The organism is Stenotrophomonas rhizophila (genome assembly GCF_001704155.1).
In the GTDB taxonomy this organism is placed as follows: Bacteria; Pseudomonadota; Gammaproteobacteria; order Xanthomonadales; family Xanthomonadaceae; genus Stenotrophomonas; species Stenotrophomonas rhizophila_A.
This window is the reverse complement of the sequence record NZ_CP016294.1, coordinates 2,917,591-2,940,804: the sequence shown is the minus strand read 5'-3', so window position 1 is coordinate 2,940,804 and position 23,214 is coordinate 2,917,591. Positions and strand designations below refer to the sequence as shown.

Below are 23,214 nucleotides of genomic sequence, written 5' to 3'. Positions count from 1 at the left end.
GAGGTCGGCCGATGAAGGCGACGGGTAATTTCGAGGCGGCGCGCGACGTCGACCCGATGGTGGTGTTGAGCGACAAGACGCGCGCGCACATCGATCACTGGCTGTCCAAGTTCCCGCCGGACCGCAAGCGTTCGGCGGTGCTGCAGGGCCTGCACGCCGCCCAGGAACAGAACGCCGGTTGGTTGACCGACGAGCTGATCGCCGGCGTGGCCAAGTACCTGGACCTGCCGCCGGTGTGGGCCTACGAAGTGGCCAGCTTCTACTCGATGTTCGAGCTGGAAAAGGTCGGCCGCCACAACGTTGCCTTCTGCACCAACATCAGCTGCTGGTTGAACGGCGCCGAAGACCTGGTCGCGCATGCCGAGAAGAAGCTCGGCTGCAGGACCGGCCAGTCCACCGCCGATGGCCGCATCTACCTCAAGCGTGAAGAAGAATGCCTGGCCGGTTGCGCCGGTGCGCCGATGATGGTCATCAACGGCCATTACCACGAGCGCCTGACCGTCGAGAAAGTCGACGAGCTGCTGGACGGGTTGGAGTAAGACATGGCACATCATCACGCACCCCAGGGTCCGGTCGGTCCCGCACCGCTGCCGCACCAGGTGGTCTACACCACCTTGCACTACGACACCCCGTGGTCGTACGAGAACTACCTGAAGACCGGTGGTTATGCCGCCCTGCGCAAGATCCTCGAAGAGAAGATCTCGCCGGAGCAGGTCATCGAGATGGTCAAGCAGTCGAACCTGCGCGGCCGCGGTGGCGCCGGCTTCCCGACCGGCCTGAAGTGGTCCTTCATGCCCAAGGGCACCATGCAGAAGTACATCCTGTGCAACTCGGACGAATCCGAGCCGGGTACCTGCAAGGACCGCGACATCCTGCGCTACAACCCGCATTCGGTGGTGGAAGGCATGGCGATCGCCTGCTACGCCACCGGCAGCACCGTGGGCTACAACTACCTGCGCGGTGAGTTCCACCACGAGCCGTTCGAGAACTTCGAGCAGGCCCTGGCCGACGCGTATGCGAACGGCTGGCTGGGCAAGGACATCCTCGGCAGCGGCGTGGACATCGACATCTATGGCGCGCTCGGCGCCGGCGCCTACATCTGCGGCGAAGAAACCGCGCTGATGGAGTCGCTGGAAGGCAAGAAGGGCCAGCCGCGCTACAAGCCGCCGTTCCCGGCCAACTTCGGCCTGTACGGCAAGCCGTCGACGATCAACAACACCGAGACCTATGCCTCGGTGCCGGCGATCATCCGCAACGGCCCGGAGTGGTTCCAGGGCCTGAGCCTGACCAAGAACGGTGGCCCGAAGATCTTCTCGGTCTCCGGTTGCGTGCAGCAGGGCGGCAACTTCGAAGTGCCGCTGGGCACCACCTTCGACGAGCTGCTGGAAATGGCCGGCGGCCTCAAGCCGGGCCGCACCCTCAAGGGCGCGGTGCCGGGCGGCGTGTCGATGCCGGTGCTGAAGGCCGAAGAGCTCAAGGGCCTGCAGATGGACTACGACACCCTGCGTGCCCTGGGCACCGGCCTGGGGTCGGGTGCCATCGTGGTGCTCGACGACAGCGTGTGCTGCGTCAAGTTTGCCTGCCGCATCAGCCAGTTCTTCCACAAGGAATCCTGTGGTCAGTGCACCCCGTGCCGTGAAGGCACCGGCTGGATGCACCGCGTGCTCGAGCGCATCGTCGCGGGCAAGGCCACCATGGAAGACCTGCACCAGTTGAAGGCAGTGGCCGGCCAGATCGAAGGCCACACCATCTGCGCGTTCGGTGAAGCGGCGGCATGGCCCATCCAGGGCTTCCTGCGCCAGTTCTGGGACGAATTCGAGTACTACATCGTCAACGGTCATTCGATGGTTGACGGCAAGAAGGTGGAGGCAGCCGCCGCATGAGCGCGCAACCCAACAATCCTGGTGGCACCCCGGCGATCGTGCCGGAAGGGCATGTGACCGTCGAGATCGACGGCCAGTCCCTGGTCGTGCCCAAGGGCTCGATGATCATCCAGGCCGCCGACAAGGCGGGCATTTCGATCCCGCGCTTCTGCTACCACGAGAAGCTGCCGATCGCGGCCAACTGCCGCATGTGCCTGGTCGACGTTGAAAAGTCGCCCAAGCCTGCGCCGGCCTGCGCCACCCCGGTGATGGATGGCATGAAGGTCGCCACCCGCAGCGAAAAGGCCCTGAAGTTCCAGCGTTCGGTGATGGAGTTCCTGCTCATCAACCACCCGCTGGACTGCCCGATCTGCGACCAGGGCGGCGAGTGCGAGCTGCAGGACGTCTCGCTCGGTTACGGCCGTTCGGTGAGCCGCTTCAACGAGCGCAAGCGCGTGGTGCCCGACGAGGACATCGGCCCGCTGGTCGCCACCGAAATGACCCGTTGCATCCAGTGCACCCGCTGCGTCCGCTTCACCGCCGACGTTGCCGGTACCTATGAACTGGGTGGCATGTACCGCGGTGAAAACCTGCAGATCGGCACCTACGACGGCAAGCCGCTGACCACCGAGCTGTCCGGCAACGTCGTCGACGTCTGCCCGGTCGGCGCGCTGACCAACAAGGTGTTCCAGTTCCGCGCCCGTCCGTGGGAGCTGACCGCGCGCGAATCGCTGGGTTACCACGACGCGATGGGCTCGAACCTGTTCCTGCACGTTCGCCGCGGCGAAGTGCTGCGTTCGGTGCCGCGCGACAACGAACTGGTTAACGAATGCTGGCTGTCCGACCGCGACCGTTATTCGCACCAGGGCCTGTACAGCGCCGACCGCGCCGTCAAGCCGCTGCGCAAGGTCAACGGCGAATGGCAGGAAGTGAGCTGGGCTGAAGGCCTGGCCGCTGCCCGCGAGATCCTGTCGGCCAACAAGGGCGACGACCTCGGCGTGCTGGTGCACCCGTCGGCCTCGAACGAGGAGGGCGCCCTGCTGGCCCGTCTCGCCAGCGGCCTGGGCACCGGCAACATCGACCACCGCATCAACAACCGCGACTTCTCCGACGCCGCCACTGCCGAGATCTTCGGCCTGTCGCTGGCCGAGATCGAAGGCGCCGACAGCATTGTCGTGCTCGGCAGCAACATCCGCCACGAGCTGCCGCTGCTGCACGCCCGCCTGCGCAAGGCGCAGACCACGCGCAACGCGAAGATCCACGCGATCAACCCGGTCGATTTCGATTTCGCCTTCAAGCTGGCCGGCAAGCAGATCGTGGCCCCGTCGAAGTTCGTCGAGGCCCTGGGCAACGCCGACCTGCGCCAGGCCGTGACCGGCACTGCCGTGCTGATCGTCGGTGGCATCGCCGAAAACCACCCGCAGGCCGCCGCGATCCGCGCTGCCGCGCGTGATTTCGCCGCCGCCACCGGTGCCAAGCTGTGCCGCATCCCGCAGGGCGCCAATGCCGTGGGTCTGACCCACGCCGGCGTGCTGCCGGCCGGCAAGGACGTCAACGCCATGCTGGCCCAGCCGCGCAAGGCCTATGCCCTGTACGGCATCGAGCCGGGCCTGGATTTCGCCGATACCGCCGCCGCCCGCAAGGCGCTGGCCGGTGCCCAGGTGGTGGCGTTCAGCCAGTTCGCCTGCGCCTCGACCCGCGATGTGGCCGATGTGATCCTGCCGATTGGCGCGCTGCCGGAAATCGACGCCACCCTGACCAACCTCGATGGTCGCGAGCAGTCGGCCCGTGCCGGCGGCAAGCTGCCGGGCGAGGCCCGTGAAGGCTGGCGCGTGCTGCGTGCACTGGGCGGCGAACTGGCCCTGGCCGGTTTCGAGTTCACCGACCTGGCCGGCCTGCGTGCCAGCCTGGCTCCGGTCAGCGTCACCGTGTCCACCTCGGCGGCAACGCCGGTGGCCGGCGATGGCCTGGAAGTGGCGTCCACTGCTGCGATCTACCGCACCGATGCGGTGGTCCGTCGCGCCCAGGCGCTGCAGTCGCACCCGCTCAACGCCGCGCCGCGCATCGTGCTCAATGCCGATGACGCCGCACGCCTGCAGCTGGTCGAAGGGCAGATGGCCAAGGTCGGCACCGATGCCGGTCGCGCCACGCTGCCGGTGGTGGTCGACGCCCGCGTCGCCGCGGGCTCGGTCTGGATTGAATCGGGCCACGGTGCAACCGCACCGCTGGGTGCCGCACGCGTAACGGTGGTGGCTGCATGAACGAATTGCTGTTGAACGCGGTCGACCCGCTCCACCAATGGCTCCTGGGCCTGGGTGAGATTGGCGCGCTGCTGTGGATCGTGCTGAAGATCCTGGTGATCGCCATGCCGGTGATCATCGCGGTGGCATTCTTCGTGGTCTGGGAACGCAAGCTGATCGGCTGGATGCACGTCCGCCACGGCCCGATGTACGTGGGCATGGGCATCTTCCAGGCCTTCGCCGACGTCTTCAAGCTGCTGTTCAAGGAGATCATCCAGCCGGCGAGCTCGCACAAGGCGATGTTCGTGCTGGCGCCGCTGATCACCCTGGCACCGGCCTTCGCGGCCTGGTCGGTGGTGCCCTTCGATGCACAGGTGGTGCTGTCCAACGCCAACGCCGGCCTGCTGTACCTGCTGGCGATGACCTCGCTGGGCGTGTACGGCATCATCCTGGCCGGTTGGGCGTCCAACTCCAAGTACGCCTTCCTGGGTGCCATGCGCGCCTCGGCGCAGATGATCAGTTACGAAATCGCCATGGGCTTTGCCCTGGTTGGCGTGATGATCGCTGCCGGCAGCCTGAACCTGAGCGGCATCGTGATGGCGCAGGCCGGCAACTCCGGCTTCTTCGACTGGTTCCTGATTCCGCTGTTCCCGCTGTTCATCGTGTACTGGGTGTCCGGCGTTGCCGAAACCAACCGCGCGCCGTTCGACGTGGTGGAAGGTGAATCGGAAATCGTCGCCGGCCACATGGTCGAGTACTCCGGTGGTGCGTTCGCGCTGTTCTTCCTGGCCGAATACGCCAACATGATCCTGATCAGCTTCCTGATCTCGATCTTCTTCCTCGGCGGTTGGCTGAGCCCGTTCCAGGGCTGGATCACGGCGGACATCTCGCCGTGGATCGACTGGATCTGGAAGGGCGGTGCCCCGTGGCTGCTGTTGAAGGTGTTCTTCTTCGCCAGCGCCTACATCTGGTTCCGTGCCAGCTTCCCGCGTTTCCGTTATGACCAGATCATGCGTCTGGGCTGGAAGGTCTTCATCCCGCTCACCATCGCGTGGATTGCGGTAACGGCTGTGATGGTGTTCTACGGCGTGATCCAGAAGGGCGTCTAAGTGATGAATCGAATTACCCATTACTTCAAAAGCCTGCTCCTGCTCGAGCTGCTCGGCGGTCTGTGGCTGACCCTGAAGTACACGTTCAAGCCCAAGTACACGCTGATGTACCCGATGGAGAAGTTCCCGCAGTCGCCGCGATTCCGTGGCCTGCATGCGCTGCGCCGCTACCCCAACGGGGAAGAGCGCTGCATCGCCTGCAAGCTGTGCGAAGCGGTGTGCCCGGCGCTGGCCATCACCATCGATTCGGCCAAGCGCGAAGACGGCACCCGCCGTACCACCCGCTACGACATCGATCTGTTCAAGTGCATCTTCTGCGGCTTCTGTGAAGAAAGCTGCCCGGTGGACTCGATCGTCGAGACCCATATTCTCGAGTACCACTTCGAGAACCGTGGCGAAAACATCGTTACCAAGCCGCAGCTGCTGGCCATCGGTGATCGGCTTGAAGCCGAAATCGCCGAGCGTCGTGCCGCCGATGCCGCTTTCCGCTGAGGTTGAATGATGGATTGGGTAAATATCTTCTTCTGGGTCTTCTCCATCGTGGCGGGCATTTCCGCTGCGGCGGTGATCAGCGTGCGCAATCCGGTCTACGCCGTGCTGTGCCTGATCCTGACCTTCTTCTCCGTGGCCTGCATCTGGATCCTGGTCGGGGCTGAATTCCTCGGCGTGGCGCTGGTGCTGGTCTACGTCGGCGCGGTGATGGTGCTGTTCCTGTTCGTGGTGATGATGCTCGACATCGACGCCTCCAACCTGCGCGAAGGCTGGGTCCGTTACCTGCCGCTCGGCCTGGTGGTCGCGGTCACCATGCTGGTGCAGATGCTGATCCTGATCGGCGTGAAGGGCAGGGCGGTCAACCCGCTGCCGGCCGACAACGCCGCCGCGCTGGCCGCCGACAGCTCCAACATCACCTGGCTGGCACGCAGCCTGTTCACCGAATACCTGCTGCCGTTCGAGTTCGCCGCCGTCATCCTGACCGTGGCCGTGGTCGCCGCCGTGATGCTGACCCTGCGTCGCCGCACGGGCCTGAAGACCCAGAACCCGACCGAGCAGACCATGGTCAAGGGCCGCGATCGCCTGCGCGTGGTCAAGATGGCGTCGGAAACCCCGGTGGTCCACACCAACACCAAGCCGTCCAGCAACGAGGAGGCTGCCCCGTGATCACCCTCGGTCATATCCTGGCACTCGGCGCGCTGCTGTTCTGCATCAGCCTTGCCGGCATCTTCCTCAACCGCAAGAACATCATCGTGCTGTTGATGTCCATCGAACTGATGCTGCTGTCGGTGAACATCAACTTCGTCGGGTTCTCGCGCGAAATGGGCGACACGGCCGGGCAGCTGTTCGTGTTCTTCATCCTCACCGTGGCCGCGGCCGAGGCCGCGATCGGCCTCGCGATCCTGGTAACCCTGTTCCGTACCCGCCGCACCATCAATGTCGGCGAAGTCGATTCGCTGAAGGGCTGATCCGTAGATGGAAATTACTCTCTCCAAGAGTCTGTTGATCGCCGTGGTGCTTGCACCGCTGGTCGGCAGCATCATCGCTGGCCTGTTCGGTCGTCAGGTAGGGCGCATCGGCGCGCAGACCGTCACCATCCTGGGTGTCGCGGTCAGCTGCGTGCTGTCCAGCTACGTGTTCTACCAGCTGCTGTGGGGCGGCGCGCAGCCGTTCAACCAGAACGTCTACACCTTCTTCGAGGTCGGCCAGTATTCGGCGCATGTCGGTTTCATGATCGACAAGCTGACCGCGATGATGATGGTCGTGGTCACCTTCGTGTCCTTCCTGGTCCACGTGTACACCATCGGGTACATGCAGGATGACCCGGGCTACCAGCGTTTCTTCAGCTACATCTCGCTGTTCACCTTCTCGATGCTCACCCTGGTGATGAGCAACAACTTCCTGCAGCTGTTCTTCGGCTGGGAAGCAGTGGGCCTGGTGTCGTACCTGCTGATCGGCTTCTGGTTCAAGCGCCCGACTGCGATCTTCGCCAACATGAAGGCGTTCCTGGTCAACCGCGTGGGTGACTTCGGCTTCATCCTGGGTATTGCCGGCGTGCTGTGGGTGTTCGGTTCGCTGGACTACGCCACCGTGTTCGCCAATGCCTCGGACATGCTGGTCAACAGCCAGTACTCGCACATCCAGGTGTGGTCCGGTGCGATCAGCCTGTTTGGCAGCTCCATCCAGATCACCGAGGCACCGGTCATCTGGGCGACCGCCACCATCATCTGCATCTGCCTGTTCATCGGCGCCATGGGCAAGTCGGCCCAGGTTCCGCTGCACGTGTGGCTGCCGGACTCGATGGAAGGCCCGACTCCGATCTCGGCGCTGATCCACGCCGCGACGATGGTCACCGCGGGCATCTTCATGGTCACCCGCATGTCGCCGCTGTTCGAGCTGTCGCAGACCGCGCTGAACTTCGTGCTGTTCATCGGTGCCACCACCGCGTTCTTCACCGGTCTGATCGGTATCGTGCAGAACGACATCAAGCGCGTCGTCGCGTACTCCACGCTGTCCCAGCTGGGTTACATGACCGTGGCGCTGGGCGTGTCGGCCTACTCGGCAGCCGTGTTCCACCTGATGACCCACGCCTTCTTCAAGGCGCTGCTGTTCCTCGGCGCGGGCTCGGTGATCATCGCCATGCACCACGAGCAGGACATGCGCAAGATGGGCGGCCTGCGCAAGTACATGCCGATCACCTTCATCACCATGTGGATCGGCACCCTGGCCCTGGTCGGTACGCCGTTCTTCTCCGGCTTCTACTCCAAGGACACCATCATCGAGGCCGCGCAGCACCACGCGCACGTGTCGTCGAGCTGGGTGGCGACCTATGGCTACTGGGCCGTGCTGGGTGGCGTGATCGTCACCAGCTTCTACAGCTTCCGCCTGCTGTTCCTGACCTTCCATGGCAAGGAGCGCTTCCGCGACGCGCATGATGACCACACGCATGGCCATGCCCATGACGATCACCATGCCGCTGATGCGCATGCAGATGCCCATCATGCCGACGCCCACCACGGCGACGCGCACCATGACGACCACGGCCATGGCCACGGTCCGCATGAGCCGCACGAAACCCCGTGGGTGGTGACGCTGCCGCTGATCCTGCTGGCGATCCCGTCCATCTTCATCGGTTTCTTCAGCATCGGTCCGATGCTGTACGGCACCGACTGGGCCGGCCACCATGCCGAGCACGGCATCCCGGGCCAGGTGCATTCGTTCTTCACCGGCGTGGTCGATTTCTACGACCCGGCACGCAACACCATTGGTGCCCTGGCTGAAGAGTTCCATGGTCCGGTGGCGTTCGCCCTGCACGGCATGATGGCTCCGGCCTTCTTCCTGACCGTGGCAGGCTTCCTGCTGGCGGCCCTGTTCTACCTGTGGAAGCCGGAACTGGCCACGAAGTCGCGCAAGACCTTTGCGCCGCTGGTGTCGGTGCTGGAGAACAAGTACGGGTTCGACAAGCTCTGGATCGGCGGTTTCGCCGGTGGCGGCATCAAGCTGGGCAAGGTTTCGCGCGCGATCGACACGAACATCGTCGATGGTGTGGTGGTCAACGGTTCGGCACGCCTGATCGATCTGGCGGCCAACCTGCTGCGTCGCACCCAATCCGGTTTCCTCTATCACTACGCCTTCGCGATGATCATCGGCCTGATTGCCCTCCTGGGCGTCCTGATGCATTACCTGCGTTGATGACCTGTACGGAATAAGAAGACGTGTCGAACTGGCCTCTACTCAGTGTTCTCATCTGGCTGCCGATCCTCGGCGGTGCCTTGATCCTTGCCATCCGTGATGCGCAGACCGCCCGTTGGGCGTCGCTGGGCGTGGCGGTACTGACCTTCGTGATCAGCCTGTCGCTGCTCAGCGGCTACGACGTGGCCAACGACGCACTGCAGTTCGTCGAGACCCGCGCCTGGATCCCGGCCTACGACATCGGCTACAACCTGGGCGTGGATGGCATCGCCATTGCGCTGATCCTGCTGACCACCCTGGTCTCGGTGCTGGCGCTGATCGGTGCCTGGAGCGCCATCGACAAGCGGGTCAACCAGTACGTGGCCGCCTTCCTGATCCTGGAAGGCGTCACCGTGGGCATCTTCGCTGCGACCGACGCGATGCTGTTCTACGTGTTCTTCGAAGCGATGCTGATCCCGATGTTCCTCATCATCGGTGTCTGGGGCGGCCCGCGCCGCATCTACGCCGCGCTGAAGTTCTTCCTGTACACCTTCCTCGGCTCGGTGCTGATGCTGGTGGCGCTGATCTACCTGTACCTGAAGGGCGGCAGCTTCCAGCTGGCGGACCTGTACCAGCTGCAGCTGTCGGCCCAGGAGCAGACCTGGATCTTCTTCGCCTTCCTGATCGCCTTCGCAGTCAAGGTGCCGATGTTCCCGGTCCACACCTGGCTGCCGGACGCCCACGTGGAAGCGCCGACCGCCGGTTCGGTGATCCTGGCCGCCATCGCCCTGAAGATCGGTGGCTACGGCTTCCTGCGCTTCAACCTGCCGATCGTGCCGGATGCTTCGCAGGAATGGGCATGGCTGGTCATCGCGCTGTCGCTGATCGCGGTGATCTACGTCGGCCTGGTCGCCCTGGTCCAGGACGACATGAAGAAGCTGATCGCCTATTCTTCGATCGCGCACATGGGCTTTGTCACCCTGGGCACCTTCATTGCCCTGTGGCTGGTGCGTGATGCCGGCAATGCCGATGCAGCCCGCCTGGGCCTGCAGGGCGCGATGGTGCAGATGGTCTCGCACGGCTTCGTGTCCGGCGCGATGTTCTCCTGCGTGGGCGTGCTGTACGACCGCATGCACAGCCGCCGCATCGCCGATTACGGCGGCGTGGTCAACGTGATGCCGTGGTTCGCCACCTTCGCCATGCTGTTCTTCATGGCCAATGCCGGCCTGCCGGGCACCAGCGGTTTCGTGGGCGAGTTCATGATCATCATGGCCAGCTTCCAGCGTAATCCGTGGCTGGCCCTGGCCGCCGCAACCACGCTGGTCATCACTGCTGCCTACACGCTGTGGCTGTACAAGCGCGTGTTCTTCGGCGAAGTGGCCAACGCGCATGTGGCCGAACTGAAGGACATCAACGGCCGTGAATGGCTGGTGTTGGGTGTGTTCGCCGTGGGTACGCTGGCGCTGGGTCTGTATCCCAAGCCGCTGACCGACCTGATGGAACCCTCGATCGCGAAGCTGGCGATGCAGATCGCATCCAGCAAGTTGCTGTAATTCCAGGATTTGATGATGACCACCTCGCCGCTGTTGCCACTGACCGCCGCTGACCTGCCGCCGCTCGCTCCGGAGCTGGTGCTGATCGGCAGCGCGTTCACCCTGTTGATCCTCGATCTGTTCATCAGCAAGCAGAACAAGATCTGGACCCACCTGTTCTCGGTCGCTGCACTGGCGGTCGTGCTGTTCATGCTCGCCACCGGCGTGGGCGGGCAGGGCGAGGTCTTCCACGGCATGTTCGTCCGCGATACCGCAGCCGACGTCATGAAGGCCGTGATCGTGCTCTGCAGCGGGCTGACCCTGGTCTATGGCTGGAGCTATCTGCGCGAACGCGATCTGTTCCAGGGCGAAATCCCGGTACTGATCCTGTTCGCCACCTCCGGCATGATGATCCTGGTCTCGGCCGGCAGCCTGCTGATGGTCTACCTGGGCCTGGAACTGCTGGCGCTGTGCTCCTATGCGCTGGTCGCCAGCAACCGTGACAACGGCCTGGCCACCGAAGCGGCGATGAAGTACATCGTGCTGGGTTCGCTGGCCTCGGGCCTGCTGCTGTACGGCATGTCGCTGGTCTACGGCGCCACCGGTTCGCTGCACCTGGATGCCATCAACGCGGCCATCCCGAACTCCGACGAGAAGATGCTGCTGCTGACCGGCGCGGTGTTCATGATCGCCGGCGTGGCCTTCAAGCTGGGTGCGGCGCCGTTCCACATGTGGCTGCCCGACGTGTACCAGGGTGCCCCGGCACCGGTTGCGCTGTTCATCAGCTCGGCCCCGAAGCTGGCCGCGTTCGGCATGGCCTACCGCCTGCTGGAAGTGGGCGTGGGCCCGCTGTCGGACGAATGGAAGTACCTGATTGGTGGCCTGGCCGCGCTGTCGCTGGTGGTCGGCAACCTGATGGCGATCGCGCAGAGCAACCTCAAGCGCATGCTGGCGTACTCGACCGTGTCGCACATCGGCTTCCTGCTGCTCGGCATTGCCGGTGGCGGCGAGCGTGGCTATGCGGCGGCGCTGTTCTACGCCCTGAGCTACGCGATCATGTCCACTGCCGGTTTCGGCGCGATCATCGCGCTGTCGCGCAACGGCTTCGAAGCAGAGAAGATCGACGACCTGAAGGGCCTGAACGCCCGCAACCCGTGGATGGCGGGCCTGGTCCTGTGCATCATGGCGTCGATGGCCGGCATCCCGCCGTTCCTGGGCTTCTGGACCAAGCTGGCGGTGCTGGGCGCGGCCATCAACGGCGGCATGCTGTGGCTGGCCATCCTGGGCGTGATCTGTGCGGTGATCGGTTGCTTCTACTACCTGCGCGTCATCAAGGTCATGTACTTCGATGAGCCGGTGGGCGAGCCGCTGCCGGCCAACAACGACCGCGTGCTGGGCGTGGTGCTGGGCGTGAATGCCCTGGCGCTGCTGGCGCTCGGCCTGGCCTGGAACCCGATCATGGTGTGGTGCCAGCAGGCTTTTGCGCATCTCGCCTGAAAAACGATACAAAGCTGCGCAATTAGTGTAATATTCGTTTCCTGAGTTGTTGATGCAGCGGTTTCGCCAGAACATCGTTGCGGTACGGATCAACTCAACCACTTCTGCTGCGGGGTGGAGCAGTCTGGCAGCTCGTCGGGCTCATAACCCGAAGGTCGCAGGTTCAAATCCTGCCCCCGCTACCAAATAGCCCCGGTGCATGCCGGCGGCAGTGGACGAAAAAGCGATCCCGGCAACGGGGTCGCTTTTTTGTTGGGTGGTGCAGGGCAGGGGCAGCGGGGCATGGCCCCGCTCTACACACCCTTTTAATTAGGGTGGGCGTATTTCGTGGCCTTGTCGGGGGACACACGCATAAGTCGGCCAGTCGGCCAGGGGTAATCGTGTCCTCATCTACGTCCGTGCTGGGCTATAACGGGGTGTTGCATGAGACCGCAGGGTCCTGGCAGATCCTCGGCAACGGGTACCGCGTCTACAACCCGGTGCTGATGCGCTTCCACAGTCCCGACGACATGAGCCCATTCGGAAAGGGTGGCCTCAACGCCTACGGCTATTGCCAGCTCGATCCGATCAACCAGGTGGACCCCAGTGGCCATTGGTCGCTCAACGTGTTCGCCGCCAATCTTTTGGGCTTCAGGTTGAGGACACCGCTGGTTGCCCTGGTAGTCGCCGCAACAGCGGGGGCGCTTTCCGCTGTCGGCCTTGCAGCGGCGTCAAAGAACGATACCCAGCGGGCACTGACGATTGCCGCAGCGGTCATGTTCGCCGGAATGAGCCTCAAGCTGGGTCATCACGCCTGGGTCAAGCGCAAGCCTGCTGCGGCGACCCCGGTCGGCGCGCCGGCGGCCACACCCGTGCCCACACCACTCACGGCGTCGGCGCCCCCCATCACACCGCCGACCCCGACGGCACCGGCCGTGCCCAGCCCGCACTCGACACCTCTGCGGTTGGGTTCGCCTACCCCGTCCCGCCGTTCGTCGTCGTCGCCGTATTCGCCGCCGAAGGGTGCGACCCATCGTGCTCAGCCGCAGGTTCGGGGGGCGAACCGTGCGGACCTGCCGGCACCCCGGCCCTCCTTCTCGCCGGCGGGTTTACGTCAACCGCGCACCCTGCCCGCCGCTTCCCCCAGGGTGCGCTCGGCGAGCATCAGGTCAGGGGCGGCGAGGTGGGAAGAAGCGACCACGCCACATTGGGTATGACCGCATCGCGTGCCCCTTCCTGTGCCGGCGGCGGCCAGCAGGGCCTCGCAGCCAAGCGGGAGGAGCGGACCGGTCCGGGCTACAACGGCCAGTTGCACGAGCCGGGCCGTTGCTGGCAGTTTCTGGGCAATGGTTACCGCGTCTACAACCCGCGGCTGGGGCGCTTCCATAGTCCCGACGACAGCAGCCCCTTTGGCCCCGGTGGCACGAACGCCTATGCCTATTGCGCTGGCGATCCGATCAACCATGCCGATCCCACTGGCCACTTCCTGATGCCGATCGCGACGTTACTCGGAGGGGGCGCGGTGGCGTTGTTCGGCGCGTCCGGTGCAGTCGCCATCACCGGAGACAGCAAAAGTGCAAAGTTCCTGGCCGTGCTGGGAGGCGCCTTTGCTGTCGCGGGGCTGGCGGCGATCGGGGCCCGCGCCCTGGTCCGCAGGCAATCGAGTTCGCGCCTGGGAGAGGTGCGCATCCACCGCGGAAAAAATAAGGACTGGCTCGACGTCCACGGAAGGTCCGACGGATCCCTGGTCGGCAACACGCCCATGGACGGCACCGAGATGACCGCGTTTCTCAGGTCGAAGGGGCTGGGCGACAAGCCGCTGATCTATCTGTCGTGCAACTCGGGTACCGGGCCGGCGCCACAGGCGCAGGTGGTGGCCGATGGCCTGGGGCAGCCGGTCATCGGCTTCGTGGGCCCGGTCGCAGGCAATGCGTTCACCCACAGGCCCATGGGCGTCTACCACGCCAAGGTGTTCCATCCCCAGACCGGACTTGCACGGGTCAACACGGCCATACGCAATACCGCGCTGAACCGGAGAACCCGGGCGAGCGTGATGCAGCGCCTGTCGGGCTTGCGGTGAGGCATGCGGACATGTCGCTGGGCTTTCACGGTGAACTGCATGGCGCCGGTACGCAGTGGCAGATCCTGGGTAACGGGTATCGCGTGTACAGTCCCGTTTTGAGGCGGTTCCATCGCCCGGACAGTCTGAGTCCGTTTGCAGAAGGGGGCCTCAATGCCTATGCCGCGTTCGGCGGCGATCCCATCAACCTGGCCGACCCCAGCGGTCATTTCGCACAGCTTGTTGTGGGCGCAGCCGTGTTGGCGGGCGCTGGGGCTCTGGTGGGCTCGGCCGCGGCCGGGACGAAGGGGGAGGGCACCACGGCGGGTATCCTGGCCGCCGTGGCGCTGGGCGTGGGCGTGGCGGCAGGAGGAATGCACATGCTGCGGGCGTCCTCGCGCGTGACCGCAGTCGGCGTGCCCCCAACCACGCCACCGGTGCCAACCGTGCAGCCCGGCCGGACCGTGCGCATCGGCGAGTTGCGCTTTGCTTCGGGAGCGCGCGGCGATGAGCTGGTCGCCCATGGGCTTCCCTTCGCCACCGGCTCTACGGGTGCGGTGAGCGGGCACGCGCTGGGCCGGCAGGTGAGCACGGCGGTGGGCCCGAGCTATCGCTTCAAACCGATCAACATGCTGTCCTGCTACTCCGCCGTCGGCGGACGCTATGCGTCGCAGGCGCAGCGGTTGGCCAACAAACTCAACGTTCCGGTCAGGGGATACAGGGGGCGCACCCATGGAATGCAGGCACGGAACTCCAATGCGGGTCCCGACGACCACATATCCACCGTGTTTCGTCCGCAGACCGGCGTCGCCAGGACCGTCACCTCGGTGCTCAACACCGCGCTGCACCCGGTCGGTCGGGGCATGCGTGTGGTTGCCCGTGCGGCGCAGGCAGTGCGGTCTCGCTGAGACTGCAATGGGCCGGGGAGAGGTCATCACCACGTTTTAATTCTGCCGGACCAATGATCGGCGCGTCGGGGGACACAATCCTGGTGCGTACCGCGCGCCGAAGGGGGTTCCATGCCGTCACTTCCCACAACCTGGCCGCGCGCCGGCCACCAAGGGGAGACCCGTGGCTGGCTGGGCTACAACGGCCAGCTGCATGAGCCGGGCGCAGCCTGGCAGTTCCTGGGCAATGGGTATCGCATCTACAACCCGGTGCTGATGCGCTTTCACAGCCCTGACGACCTGAGCCCTTTTGGAAAGGGCGGCATCAATCCTTACTCCTACGTGATCGGTGATCCGGTCAACAACGCGGATCCCAGTGGTCACATGTTGCTTCCCATTGCAGGGTTGCTGGCGGCGGGGACGATAGCGATGGTGGGAACGGCGATAGTCGCTGGCATGAAGGGGCAGAAGCCAAGTGCGCTGCTTCTAGGCGTGCTTGCCGGGGCGCTCGCGATCGGCACCGCAGGGACGCTGGCCATGCATGCAATGCGCAGTGCGCGCTTGGCGCGCGCCTCACGCGTGCAGGTCCCTTACAAGACGCTTGGCCCGGGTGAAGTGATGGTCTGGAGAGGCCCCAAGTTCGATACCGTGCGCATCCATGGTGATCCGGCTACGTCGGAGTGGGGAGGCAGAATCCTTAACGGCGTGGAGCTGGCGCACACGGTGAAAGCCGCAGGGACTGGACGTTTGCGACAGAAGGACATTCACTTGCAGTCCTGCTACGGCGCCGTTGGGGGGAAGGCCTCTCAAGGGCAGGTGCTGGCCGATACGCTGGGTGTGGAAGTGACTGCCTATCTGGGCAAGGTCAACAGCAAACCTGGAAGCAGGATGTTGACCACAACGAGCGACACAGTGCTGTTCAAGCCTCAGACGGGCGCCGCCAAGAGAGCATCAGCCATCCGGAACCGGCGAATGAACCAGGAAGTCGCGGATTGGTACCGGCAGTACAATCAGTGACATTGGCTGAACTGCGCCATCCCGTCGTGTTCGCCGCGACCAGTTGCATTGCGGATAACTATTCATTACAATTCCGCTTCTGCTGCGGGGTGGAGCAGTCTGGCAGCTCGTCGGGCTCATAACCCGAAGGTCGCAGGTTCAAATCCTGCCCCCGCTACCACAGAAAATCTGCAGTGCAGATGCAGTAGACGAAAAGGCGATCCTGGCAACGGGGTCGCTTTTTTCGTTGAGACGGGCAGGGGTATCAACGAAGCTGAATGCAGGGGCGGATCCGGCCATCTGGCGCCCGCGCCCGTTGCACCAGCGCGGTGCAACCGCTATCATCCACGGCTTAGCGGACTACCTGACTGGACCCATTCCCTGGAATGCGGACCGTCCCGCGACCGGCTTCCGGGCCGTGCGACTTCCCCTCAGGTAGTCGTGACCCCCCGGAAGGCTGGGCTCGCAGCTTCACGCACCGCGCGTGATCTGCAACCGGAATCCAGCATGACCGGAGTCGTACCGGACAAGGGGCCCAGCGGGCCCTTTGTTGTTTCCGGGCCCCAGGCCGTGCGCCGGGGCAGCACCTCTTTCAACGAACCAAGGCAGACTGTGAGCGACAAGGCAACCGAAATCGCGAATCTGCTCGCCCCCACCGTTCAGTCGCTGGGTCTCGAGCTGCTGGGTGTGGAGTACCTGACCGCCCCGGGCGGCGCAATGCTGCGCCTCTATATCGACGTGCCGCTGGCAGAACAGCCCGAGCGTGTCGTCAACATCGACGACTGCGAACGCGTGAGCCGCGAAGTGTCGGCCCAGCTGGACGTGGAAGACCCGATCACCGCCAACTACACGCTGGAAGTGTCCTCGCCCGGCGTGGATCGTCCGCTGTTCACCTTCGACCATTTCGAACGTGCGGTGGGCGAGTCGGCCAAGGTCACCCTGAAGCTGCCGCAGGACGGCCGTCGTCGCCTGCAGGGCGAAATCCTCGGCGTCGATGCCGAGCAGAATACGGTCACCTTCAAGGTCGACAATTCCCCGTTTACCGCCGACGTCGAGAATATCGAGAAGGCACGCATCATGCCGGACTGGGCCGCCCTCGGCCTGGCTCCGACCAAACCGACTGGCCCGGCACCCAAGCAGGGTGGCAAGGCGAACAAGAAACCATCCAACGAGCCGGCGGCCAAGAAGCCGCGCGCGGAGTGAGCCAACAATGAGCAAGGAACTTTTGCTGGTAGTGGATGCGGTCGCCAATGAAAAGGGCGTTCCGCGTGAAGTGATCTTCGATGCGATCGAAGCAGCACTGGCGTCGGCCGCGAAGAAGCGCTATCCCGATGAGGAAGTGCTGGCGCGCGTGTCGATCGACCACAAGGACGGCACCTACGAAACCTTCCGCCGCTGGGAAGTGGTGGCCGATGACGTGGTGATGGAATCGCCCGACCGCCAGGTTCGTCTGATGGATGCCATCGACGAAGCCGAAGGCGTGGAAGTGGGCGATTACATCGAAGAGCAGATCGAAAACCCGGACTTCGGCCGCATCGCGGCGCAGGCCGCCAAGCAGGTGATCGTCCAGCGCGTGCGCGAAGCCGAACGCCAGCAGGTGGTCGATGCGTGGAAGGACCGCGTGGGCGAGCTGGTCACCGGCGTGGTCAAGCGCGCCGAGCGCGGCAACATCTACGTGGACCTGGGCGGCAACGCCGAGGCCTTCATCCCGAAGGACAAGGGCATTCCGCGCGACGTGCTACGCGCTGGCGACCGCGTGCGCGGTTACCTGGCCGAAGTCCGTTCGGAACCGCGTGGCCCGCAGCTGTTCATCAGCCGCGCCGCCCCGGAATTCATGATCGAGCTGTTCAAGCTCGAAGTGCCGGAAGTGGGCCAGGGCCTGGTCGAGATCAAGGCCTGTGCCCGCGATCCGGGCGACCGCGCCAAGATCGCCGTGCTCGCCCACGATGCGCGTACCGATCCGATCGGCGCCTGCATCGGCATGCGCGGTTCGCGCGTGCAGGCGGTGTCCAACGAGCTCAATGGCGAGCGCGTGGATATCGTGCTGTGGAACGACAACCCGGCCAACTTCGTCATCAATGCGATGGCGCCGGCGGAAGTGCAGTCCATCATCGTCGATGAAGACAAGCACTCCATGGACCTGGCCGTCGCTGAAGAGCGCCTGGCCCAGGCGATCGGCAAGGGCGGCCAGAACGTGCGCCTGGCCAGCCGCCTGACCGGTTGGCAGCTCAATGTGATGACCCAGGACCAGGTGACCGCCAAGTCCGAGGCAGAGCAGGGCGTTGCCCGCCAGCTGTTCATGGACAAGCTGGAAGTGGATGAAGAAATCGCCGCCATCCTGGTGACCGAAGGCTTCAACACCGTGGAAGAAATCGCCTACGTCCCGGTCGGCGAACTGCTGGCCGTGGAAGGCTTCGACGAAGACATCGTCGAAGAGCTGCGTGCCCGTGCCCGCGATGCGCTGCTCAACGAAGCGCTTGCGGTGGAAGAGGGTCTGGAAGATGGTTCGCCGTCCGAAGACCTGCTCGCCCTGGAAGGCATGGACGAGGCAACCGCCTACGCCCTGGCCGGCCACGGTGTGCGTACGAGTGAGGACCTGTCGGACCTGGCCGCCGATGAGATCCTCGAGTTCGGTATCGAGGACATGGACCAGGAGCGCGCCGCCGCCCTGATCCTTGCCGCCCGAGCCGAGGAGATCGCCCGCCTGGAGCGCGGCGAATGAGCCAGCGATGAACAGTGCCCTGACCCGATCAGGGCTTAGACTCCGCGCTGCCTTCGCCCGTTTCGGAGGAGCGCCAACCAGATCATAGGATCCGAATGTCGCAGCAAACCACCATCCGCAAGCTTGCCGAACTGGTCAATACGCCGGTCGAAAAACTGCTTGAACAGCTTGCCGAGGCCGGCATGAAGTTCAGCGGTCCCGACCAGGTCGTGACCAGCACCGAGAAGGTGAAGCTCTTGGGCTTCCTTCGTCGTTCGCATGGCAAGACCGAGCAGCCCGTCGAAAGTGCCGACGAAGCTGCAAAGAAGATCACCCTCAACCGTCGCAAGTTGCAGGAAGTGACCGTCAGCGCCGGCCGCAGCAAGACCACCGTCAATGTTGAAGTGCGCCAGAAGCGCACCTACACCAAGGACGCCAGTGGCAAGGCGATGACGCCGGATGAGGAGCGCGCCGACATCCTGCGCAAGCTGGAGGAATCCCGCCAGCGCAATCTGGACGAGCAGCGTGCACTGGCCGAGAAGGACCGTGCGCGCGATGAAGAAATCGCACGCAAGCGCCAGGAAGAGATCGACGCCAAGGAACGCGCCGAAGCCGAGCGCAAGGCTGCCGAAGCCGCTGCGGAAGCGGCGAAGAACGCCCCGCCGGCACCGGTAGCCGCGCCGCGCCCGGCCGGCAGCGAAGCGCCGGCCCGTGCCGCGCGTCCGTCTGCGCCGGCACCGGCACGTCCGGCTGCACGTGCGGACGACCGCAACTCGAACAACAACAACCGCCCGGGCGCCAAGCGCGACGACGATGGTGGCAACCGCTTTGCCGGTCAGCTGCACCTGTCGGCCGCCGATCGCGCGCGCCGTGGCAACAACAGCAACTCGCGCGGTCGCCCGACCGGTCGCACCCAGCACGGCGGCCGCCGTGACAGCAACCAGTCGCGCAGTGGCGGTGGTGCCCATGGTTTCGAACGTCCGGTCGCACCGATCGTGCGTGACGTCACCATTGGCGACACCATCACCGTGGCCGACCTGGCCCAGAAGCTGGCGGTGAAGGGCGGCGATGTGGTCAAGGCGCTGTTCAAGATGGGCGTGATGGCCACCATCACCCAGACCATCGACCACGACACCGCCGCGCTGGTGACCGAAGAACTCGGCCACAACGTGATCCGTGCCAACACCAACGACGCCGAAGACGCGCTGTTGGCGTTGAACGAAGGCGAGCAGGGTGAAGCCGTTGCGCGTCCGCCGGTGGTCACCATCATGGGCCACGTCGACCACGGCAAGACCTCGCTGCTGGATTACATCCGCCGCACCAAGGTGGCCACCGGCGAAGCCGGCGGCATCACCCAGCACATCGGTGCGTACCACGTTGAAACGCCCAAGGGCGTCATCAGCTTCCTGGATACCCCGGGCCACGCCGCGTTTACCTCGATGCGTGCCCGCGGAGCCAAGCTGACCGACATCGTGGTTCTGGTGGTGGCCGCTGACGACGGCGTCATGCCGCAGACCAAGGAAGCGATCCAGCACGCCCGCTCGGCGGGTGTGCCGCTGATCGTGGCGATCAACAAGATGGACAAGTCCGGCGCGGACCCGATGCGGGTCAAGAACGAACTGCTCACCGAGCAGGTCGTGGCCGAAGACTTCGGTGGCGACACCCAGATGGTGGAGATCTCGGCCAAGGCTGGCATGGGCATCGACGAACTGCTGGACGCCATCTCGATCCAGGCCGAACTGCTGGAACTGAAGGCCGTGGCCGATGGCCGCGCCAGCGGCGTGGTCATTGAGTCCTCGCTGGACAAGGGCCGTGGCCCGATCGCCACCGTGCTGGTGCAGCAGGGTTCGCTGAAGAAGGGCGACTACCTGGTCTGCGGTATCCAGTACGGCCGCGTGCGCGCACTGTTCGACGAGACCGGCAAGCAGCCCGACCAGGCCGGCCCGTCCATCCCGGTGCAGGTGCTGGGTCTGTCCGGCGTGCCGGATGCGGGTGACGACTTCGTCGTGGTCGAAGACGAGCGCCTGGCCAAGGACGTCGCGCAGCAGCGCGAAACCAAGCGCCGTGAATCGCGCCTGGTGCAGTCGGCCGGCAGCCGCATGGAAGACATCATGGCAACCCTGGGCAAGGGCGATGGCCAGCAGGTGTTGAACCTGGTGATCAAGGCCGACGTGCAGGGTTCGGTGCAGGCGCTGAGCCAGGCACTGGTCGCGCTGTCCAACGACGACATCCGCATCAACGTGATCCACTCCGGCGTGGGCGGCATCACCGAATCCGACGCCAACTCGGCCGTGGCCTCCAAGGCCACTGTCATCGGCTTCAACGTGCGTGCGGATGCTTCGGCCCGTCGCATCATTGAATCCAACGGCGTGGACCTGCGTTACTTCTCGATCATCTATGACGTGATCGATCAGGTGAAGCAGGTGGCATCCGGCCTGCTCGGCGTGGAAATCCGCGAAGAGATCATCGGTATCGCCCAGGTCCGCGACGTGTTCCGCAGCTCCAAGTTCGGTGCCGTGGCCGGCTGTATGGTCATCGAAGGTACGGTCAAGCGCAGCAAGCCGATCCGCGTCCTGCGCGACAGCGTGGTGGTGTTCGAAGGCGAGCTGGAATCGCTGCGTCGTTTCAAGGAAAACGTCGACGAAGTCCGCAACGGTACCGAATGCGGTATCGGCGTGAAGGCTTACAACGATGTGAAGCCGGGCGACCAGATCGAGTGCTTCGAGCGTATCGAAGTGCCGCGCACCCTGTAATGTAAAAGAGGGCCCGACCAGACGGTCGGGCCCTACCAATTCGAATACTGAAGAGTTCCCTGTGCCGAAAACCTTCCATCGAACCGACCGTGTTTCCGCCCAGATCCGCCGTGAGCTGGGTACGCTCGTGCATAACCTCGTGCGTGTACACGGCTTGCCCTCGGTGAGCGTTTCCGACGTCGAAGTCACCCGTGACATGGCCCATGCCAAGATCTTCGTCACCGCTTTGATGCCGGAACGTTCGGCCGAAGCGATGAAGGGGCTCAAGGAGCTGGCCTGGGAGCTGCGCATGGACCTGGCCAAGGCCATGAAGCTGCGCCACGTGCCGGAGCTGCATTTCCACTACGACGATTCGGTCGACCGTGGCGAGCACATCGACAACCTCCTGCGCGACCTGCCCGACACGCTCGCGGCCGAAAAGAGCCGCAACGCCAAAGACGGCGACGACGGCGAAGACAAACCCGAATAAACCAACAGCCCGCAAGGGCTGTTGTCCTGTATGGCCCGCCCTGCGTGCCTGCACGACCAATCCCGGCGAAACACCATGACCCGAATCACCTTCCGTCGCCTGGACGGCATCCTCCTGCTCGACAAGCCCACCGGCATGAGCTCCAACGCCGCGCTGCAGGTGGCCCGCCGCCTGTTCCGCGCCGAGAAGGGCGGCCACACCGGCAGCCTGGACCCGCTGGCCACCGGGCTGTTGCCGCTGTGCTTCGGTGAAGCCACCAAGATCGCCGGCCTGCTGCTGGGCGCGGCCAAGGCCTATGACGCCGACATCGTGCTGGGCCAGACCACCGATACCGACGATGCCGACGGCAGCGTGCTGCTGGAGCGCGCGGTACCGTCGATCAACCGCGACCAGCTTGAAGTGGCTCTGGCCCCCCTGAAGGGCCGGATACGTCAGCGCGCCCCGATTTTCTCGGCGCTCAAGCAGGGGGGTGAACCGCTGTACCTGAAGGCCCGCCGGGGCGAGACCATCGACGCGCCCGAGCGCGATGTGGAGGTCCATGCCATCGAGGTCCTGGACCAGCAGCCGACCCGGCTGTCGCTGCGCGTGACCTGCGGTTCAGGCACCTACATCCGCAGCCTGGCCCGCGACCTGGGCGAAGCGCTGGGCTGTGGTGCGCACATTGCCGGCCTGCGCCGGCTCTGGGTGGACCCGTTCCGCGACGCCCCCATGGTCAGCCTGGACACCCTGCGCGCCTTGGCGGAGCAGGGCGACGAGGCTGCCATGGAGGCACTGCTGCTGCCGCTGGCAGCGGGCTTGGCCGACTATCCGCGCATCGTTCTGGATGCTGAACAGGCGCCGCGCTTCTGCGTGGGCCAGCGCCTGCGCGATCCGGCCTGGCCGCCCGGTACCGTGGCCGTGTATGGCCCGGAGGACCGGATCCAGGGGCTTGGCGAGGTCGACCCGACCGGCCGGCTGTCCCCCCAGCGCCGCTTCAACCTCTGACCCGGACCCACCCGGCGCTTGTCCCGGGAGGCCGCGACCGTTACAATTTCGCGGCCTTTTCAGGCTTTCCCGCGTCTGCGGGTTCATCCTTTCGTTAACGGCGAGTCGCGCGGTACGCCAATGGGGCGTTTCTGCGGGCCACGCATCCAAGAGAAAACAGATATGTCGATCGACACCCAGAAGGTCATTGAAGACAACAAGCGCAGCTCGGCCGATACCGGCTCCCCGGAAGTCCAGGTTGCCCTGCTCACCGCCCGCATCGAACTGCTGACCGGCCACTTCAAGACCCACAAGAAGGATCACCACAGCCGTCGCGGTCTGCTGCAGATGGTCAACCGCCGCCGCAGCCTGCTGGACTACCTGAAGAAGAAAGACGCCGTTCGTTACAAGGCCCTGATCGAAAAGCTCGGCCTGCGTCGCTAAGCAAGAATCCCGACCGCGGCGCAGGAATGCGCCGCGGTTTTGTTTTGGTAGTACCGCATC

The 23,214-nt window shown here is 64.7% G+C and carries 20 protein-coding genes and 2 tRNA genes; all 22 read left to right on the top strand.

What is annotated here, in order from left to right; all coding sequences use genetic code 11:
* Positions 1–11 precede the first annotated feature (11 nt).
* The 22 genes from nuoE to rpsO all read left to right on the top strand — a co-directional run bounded on the left by nuoE (position 12) and on the right by rpsO (position 23,154).
* Positions 12–539 (top strand): NADH-quinone oxidoreductase subunit NuoE, encoded by a 528-nt coding sequence (gene nuoE, locus BAY15_RS13175; RefSeq protein WP_042614963.1) that lies wholly within the window; start codon positions 12–14, stop codon positions 537–539.
* A gap of 3 nt (positions 540–542) precedes the next feature.
* Positions 543–1,883, top strand: coding sequence for an NADH-quinone oxidoreductase subunit NuoF (nuoF, locus tag BAY15_RS13170; protein ID WP_068853410.1), 1,341 nt, complete (start codon positions 543–545; stop codon positions 1,881–1,883).
* Entirely contained in the window at positions 1,880–4,123 is a 2,244-nt protein-coding gene (gene nuoG, locus BAY15_RS13165) for an NADH-quinone oxidoreductase subunit NuoG (protein ID WP_068853408.1), read from the top strand. The genes nuoF and nuoG overlap by 4 nt, the downstream gene beginning before the upstream one ends.
* Positions 4,120–5,211, top strand: coding sequence for an NADH-quinone oxidoreductase subunit NuoH (gene nuoH / locus BAY15_RS13160; protein WP_068853406.1), 1,092 nt, complete (start codon positions 4,120–4,122; stop codon positions 5,209–5,211). The genes nuoG and nuoH overlap by 4 nt, the downstream gene beginning before the upstream one ends.
* A 3-nt stretch (positions 5,212–5,214) precedes the next feature.
* The gene (gene nuoI, locus BAY15_RS13155; RefSeq protein ID WP_068853404.1) at positions 5,215–5,703 is read left to right on the top strand and encodes an NADH-quinone oxidoreductase subunit NuoI; all 489 of its coding nucleotides are present in this window, start codon (positions 5,215–5,217) and stop codon (positions 5,701–5,703) included.
* A gap of 6 nt (positions 5,704–5,709) precedes the next feature.
* Positions 5,710–6,369 (top strand): NADH-quinone oxidoreductase subunit J, encoded by a 660-nt coding sequence (locus BAY15_RS13150; protein WP_176472628.1) that lies wholly within the window; start codon positions 5,710–5,712, stop codon positions 6,367–6,369.
* Positions 6,366–6,671 carry an NADH-quinone oxidoreductase subunit NuoK gene (nuoK, locus tag BAY15_RS13145; RefSeq protein WP_068853402.1) on the top strand — a complete coding sequence of 102 codons (306 nt, stop codon included), beginning with the start codon at positions 6,366–6,368 and terminating at the stop codon, positions 6,669–6,671. Before BAY15_RS13150 ends, nuoK begins: the two co-directional genes overlap by 4 nt.
* Positions 6,672–6,678: 7 nt before the next feature.
* Positions 6,679–8,895, top strand: a complete 2,217-nt coding sequence (nuoL, locus tag BAY15_RS13140) for an NADH-quinone oxidoreductase subunit L (protein ID WP_068853399.1) — start codon at positions 6,679–6,681, stop codon at positions 8,893–8,895.
* A gap of 23 nt (positions 8,896–8,918) precedes the next feature.
* Positions 8,919–10,427: an NADH-quinone oxidoreductase subunit M gene (locus tag BAY15_RS13135; RefSeq protein WP_068853397.1), complete on the top strand. Its 1,509-nt coding sequence runs from the start codon at positions 8,919–8,921 to the stop codon at positions 10,425–10,427.
* 15 nt (positions 10,428–10,442) lie between these two features.
* Positions 10,443–11,903, top strand: a complete 1,461-nt coding sequence (nuoN, locus tag BAY15_RS13130; RefSeq protein ID WP_068854715.1) for an NADH-quinone oxidoreductase subunit NuoN — start codon at positions 10,443–10,445, stop codon at positions 11,901–11,903.
* A gap of 108 nt (positions 11,904–12,011) precedes the next feature.
* Positions 12,012–12,088, top strand: a tRNA-Met gene (locus tag BAY15_RS13125).
* 195 nt (positions 12,089–12,283) lie between these two features.
* Positions 12,284–13,099, top strand: coding sequence for an RHS repeat-associated core domain-containing protein (locus BAY15_RS19450; RefSeq protein ID WP_208856104.1), 816 nt, complete (start codon positions 12,284–12,286; stop codon positions 13,097–13,099).
* Positions 13,096–13,962, top strand: a complete 867-nt coding sequence (locus BAY15_RS13120) for an RHS repeat-associated core domain-containing protein (protein WP_068853395.1) — start codon at positions 13,096–13,098, stop codon at positions 13,960–13,962. The genes BAY15_RS19450 and BAY15_RS13120 overlap by 4 nt, the downstream gene beginning before the upstream one ends.
* 11 nt (positions 13,963–13,973) lie before the next feature.
* The gene (locus BAY15_RS13115) at positions 13,974–14,849 is read left to right on the top strand and encodes an RHS repeat-associated core domain-containing protein (protein ID WP_068853393.1); all 876 of its coding nucleotides are present in this window, start codon (positions 13,974–13,976) and stop codon (positions 14,847–14,849) included.
* Between the two features lie 111 nt (positions 14,850–14,960).
* Positions 14,961–15,845, top strand: coding sequence for an RHS repeat-associated core domain-containing protein (locus BAY15_RS13110; RefSeq protein WP_068853391.1), 885 nt, complete (start codon positions 14,961–14,963; stop codon positions 15,843–15,845).
* Positions 15,846–15,928: 83 nt separating this feature from the next.
* Positions 15,929–16,005: transfer RNA gene (locus BAY15_RS13105), tRNA-Met, on the top strand.
* A gap of 431 nt (positions 16,006–16,436) precedes the next feature.
* On the top strand, positions 16,437–17,027 hold the full coding sequence (gene rimP / locus BAY15_RS13100) for a ribosome maturation factor RimP (protein ID WP_068853389.1): 591 nt from the start codon (positions 16,437–16,439) through the stop codon (positions 17,025–17,027).
* Positions 17,028–17,034: 7 nt separating this feature from the next.
* Positions 17,035–18,546 carry a transcription termination factor NusA gene (gene nusA, locus BAY15_RS13095; RefSeq protein WP_068853387.1) on the top strand — a complete coding sequence of 504 codons (1,512 nt, stop codon included), beginning with the start codon at positions 17,035–17,037 and terminating at the stop codon, positions 18,544–18,546.
* A gap of 95 nt (positions 18,547–18,641) precedes the next feature.
* Positions 18,642–21,278 carry a translation initiation factor IF-2 gene (gene infB / locus BAY15_RS13090; protein ID WP_068853385.1) on the top strand — a complete coding sequence of 879 codons (2,637 nt, stop codon included), beginning with the start codon at positions 18,642–18,644 and terminating at the stop codon, positions 21,276–21,278.
* Between the two features lie 61 nt (positions 21,279–21,339).
* The gene (gene rbfA, locus BAY15_RS13085; protein WP_068853383.1) at positions 21,340–21,747 is read left to right on the top strand and encodes a 30S ribosome-binding factor RbfA; all 408 of its coding nucleotides are present in this window, start codon (positions 21,340–21,342) and stop codon (positions 21,745–21,747) included.
* Between the two features lie 75 nt (positions 21,748–21,822).
* A complete protein-coding gene (truB, locus tag BAY15_RS13080) occupies positions 21,823–22,731 on the top strand; it encodes a tRNA pseudouridine(55) synthase TruB (RefSeq protein WP_068853381.1) in 909 nt (302 codons plus the stop codon).
* A 162-nt stretch (positions 22,732–22,893) separates the two neighbouring features.
* Positions 22,894–23,154 (top strand): 30S ribosomal protein S15, encoded by a 261-nt coding sequence (gene rpsO, locus BAY15_RS13075; RefSeq protein WP_068853379.1) that lies wholly within the window; start codon positions 22,894–22,896, stop codon positions 23,152–23,154.
* Positions 23,155–23,214: the final 60 nt, after the last annotated feature.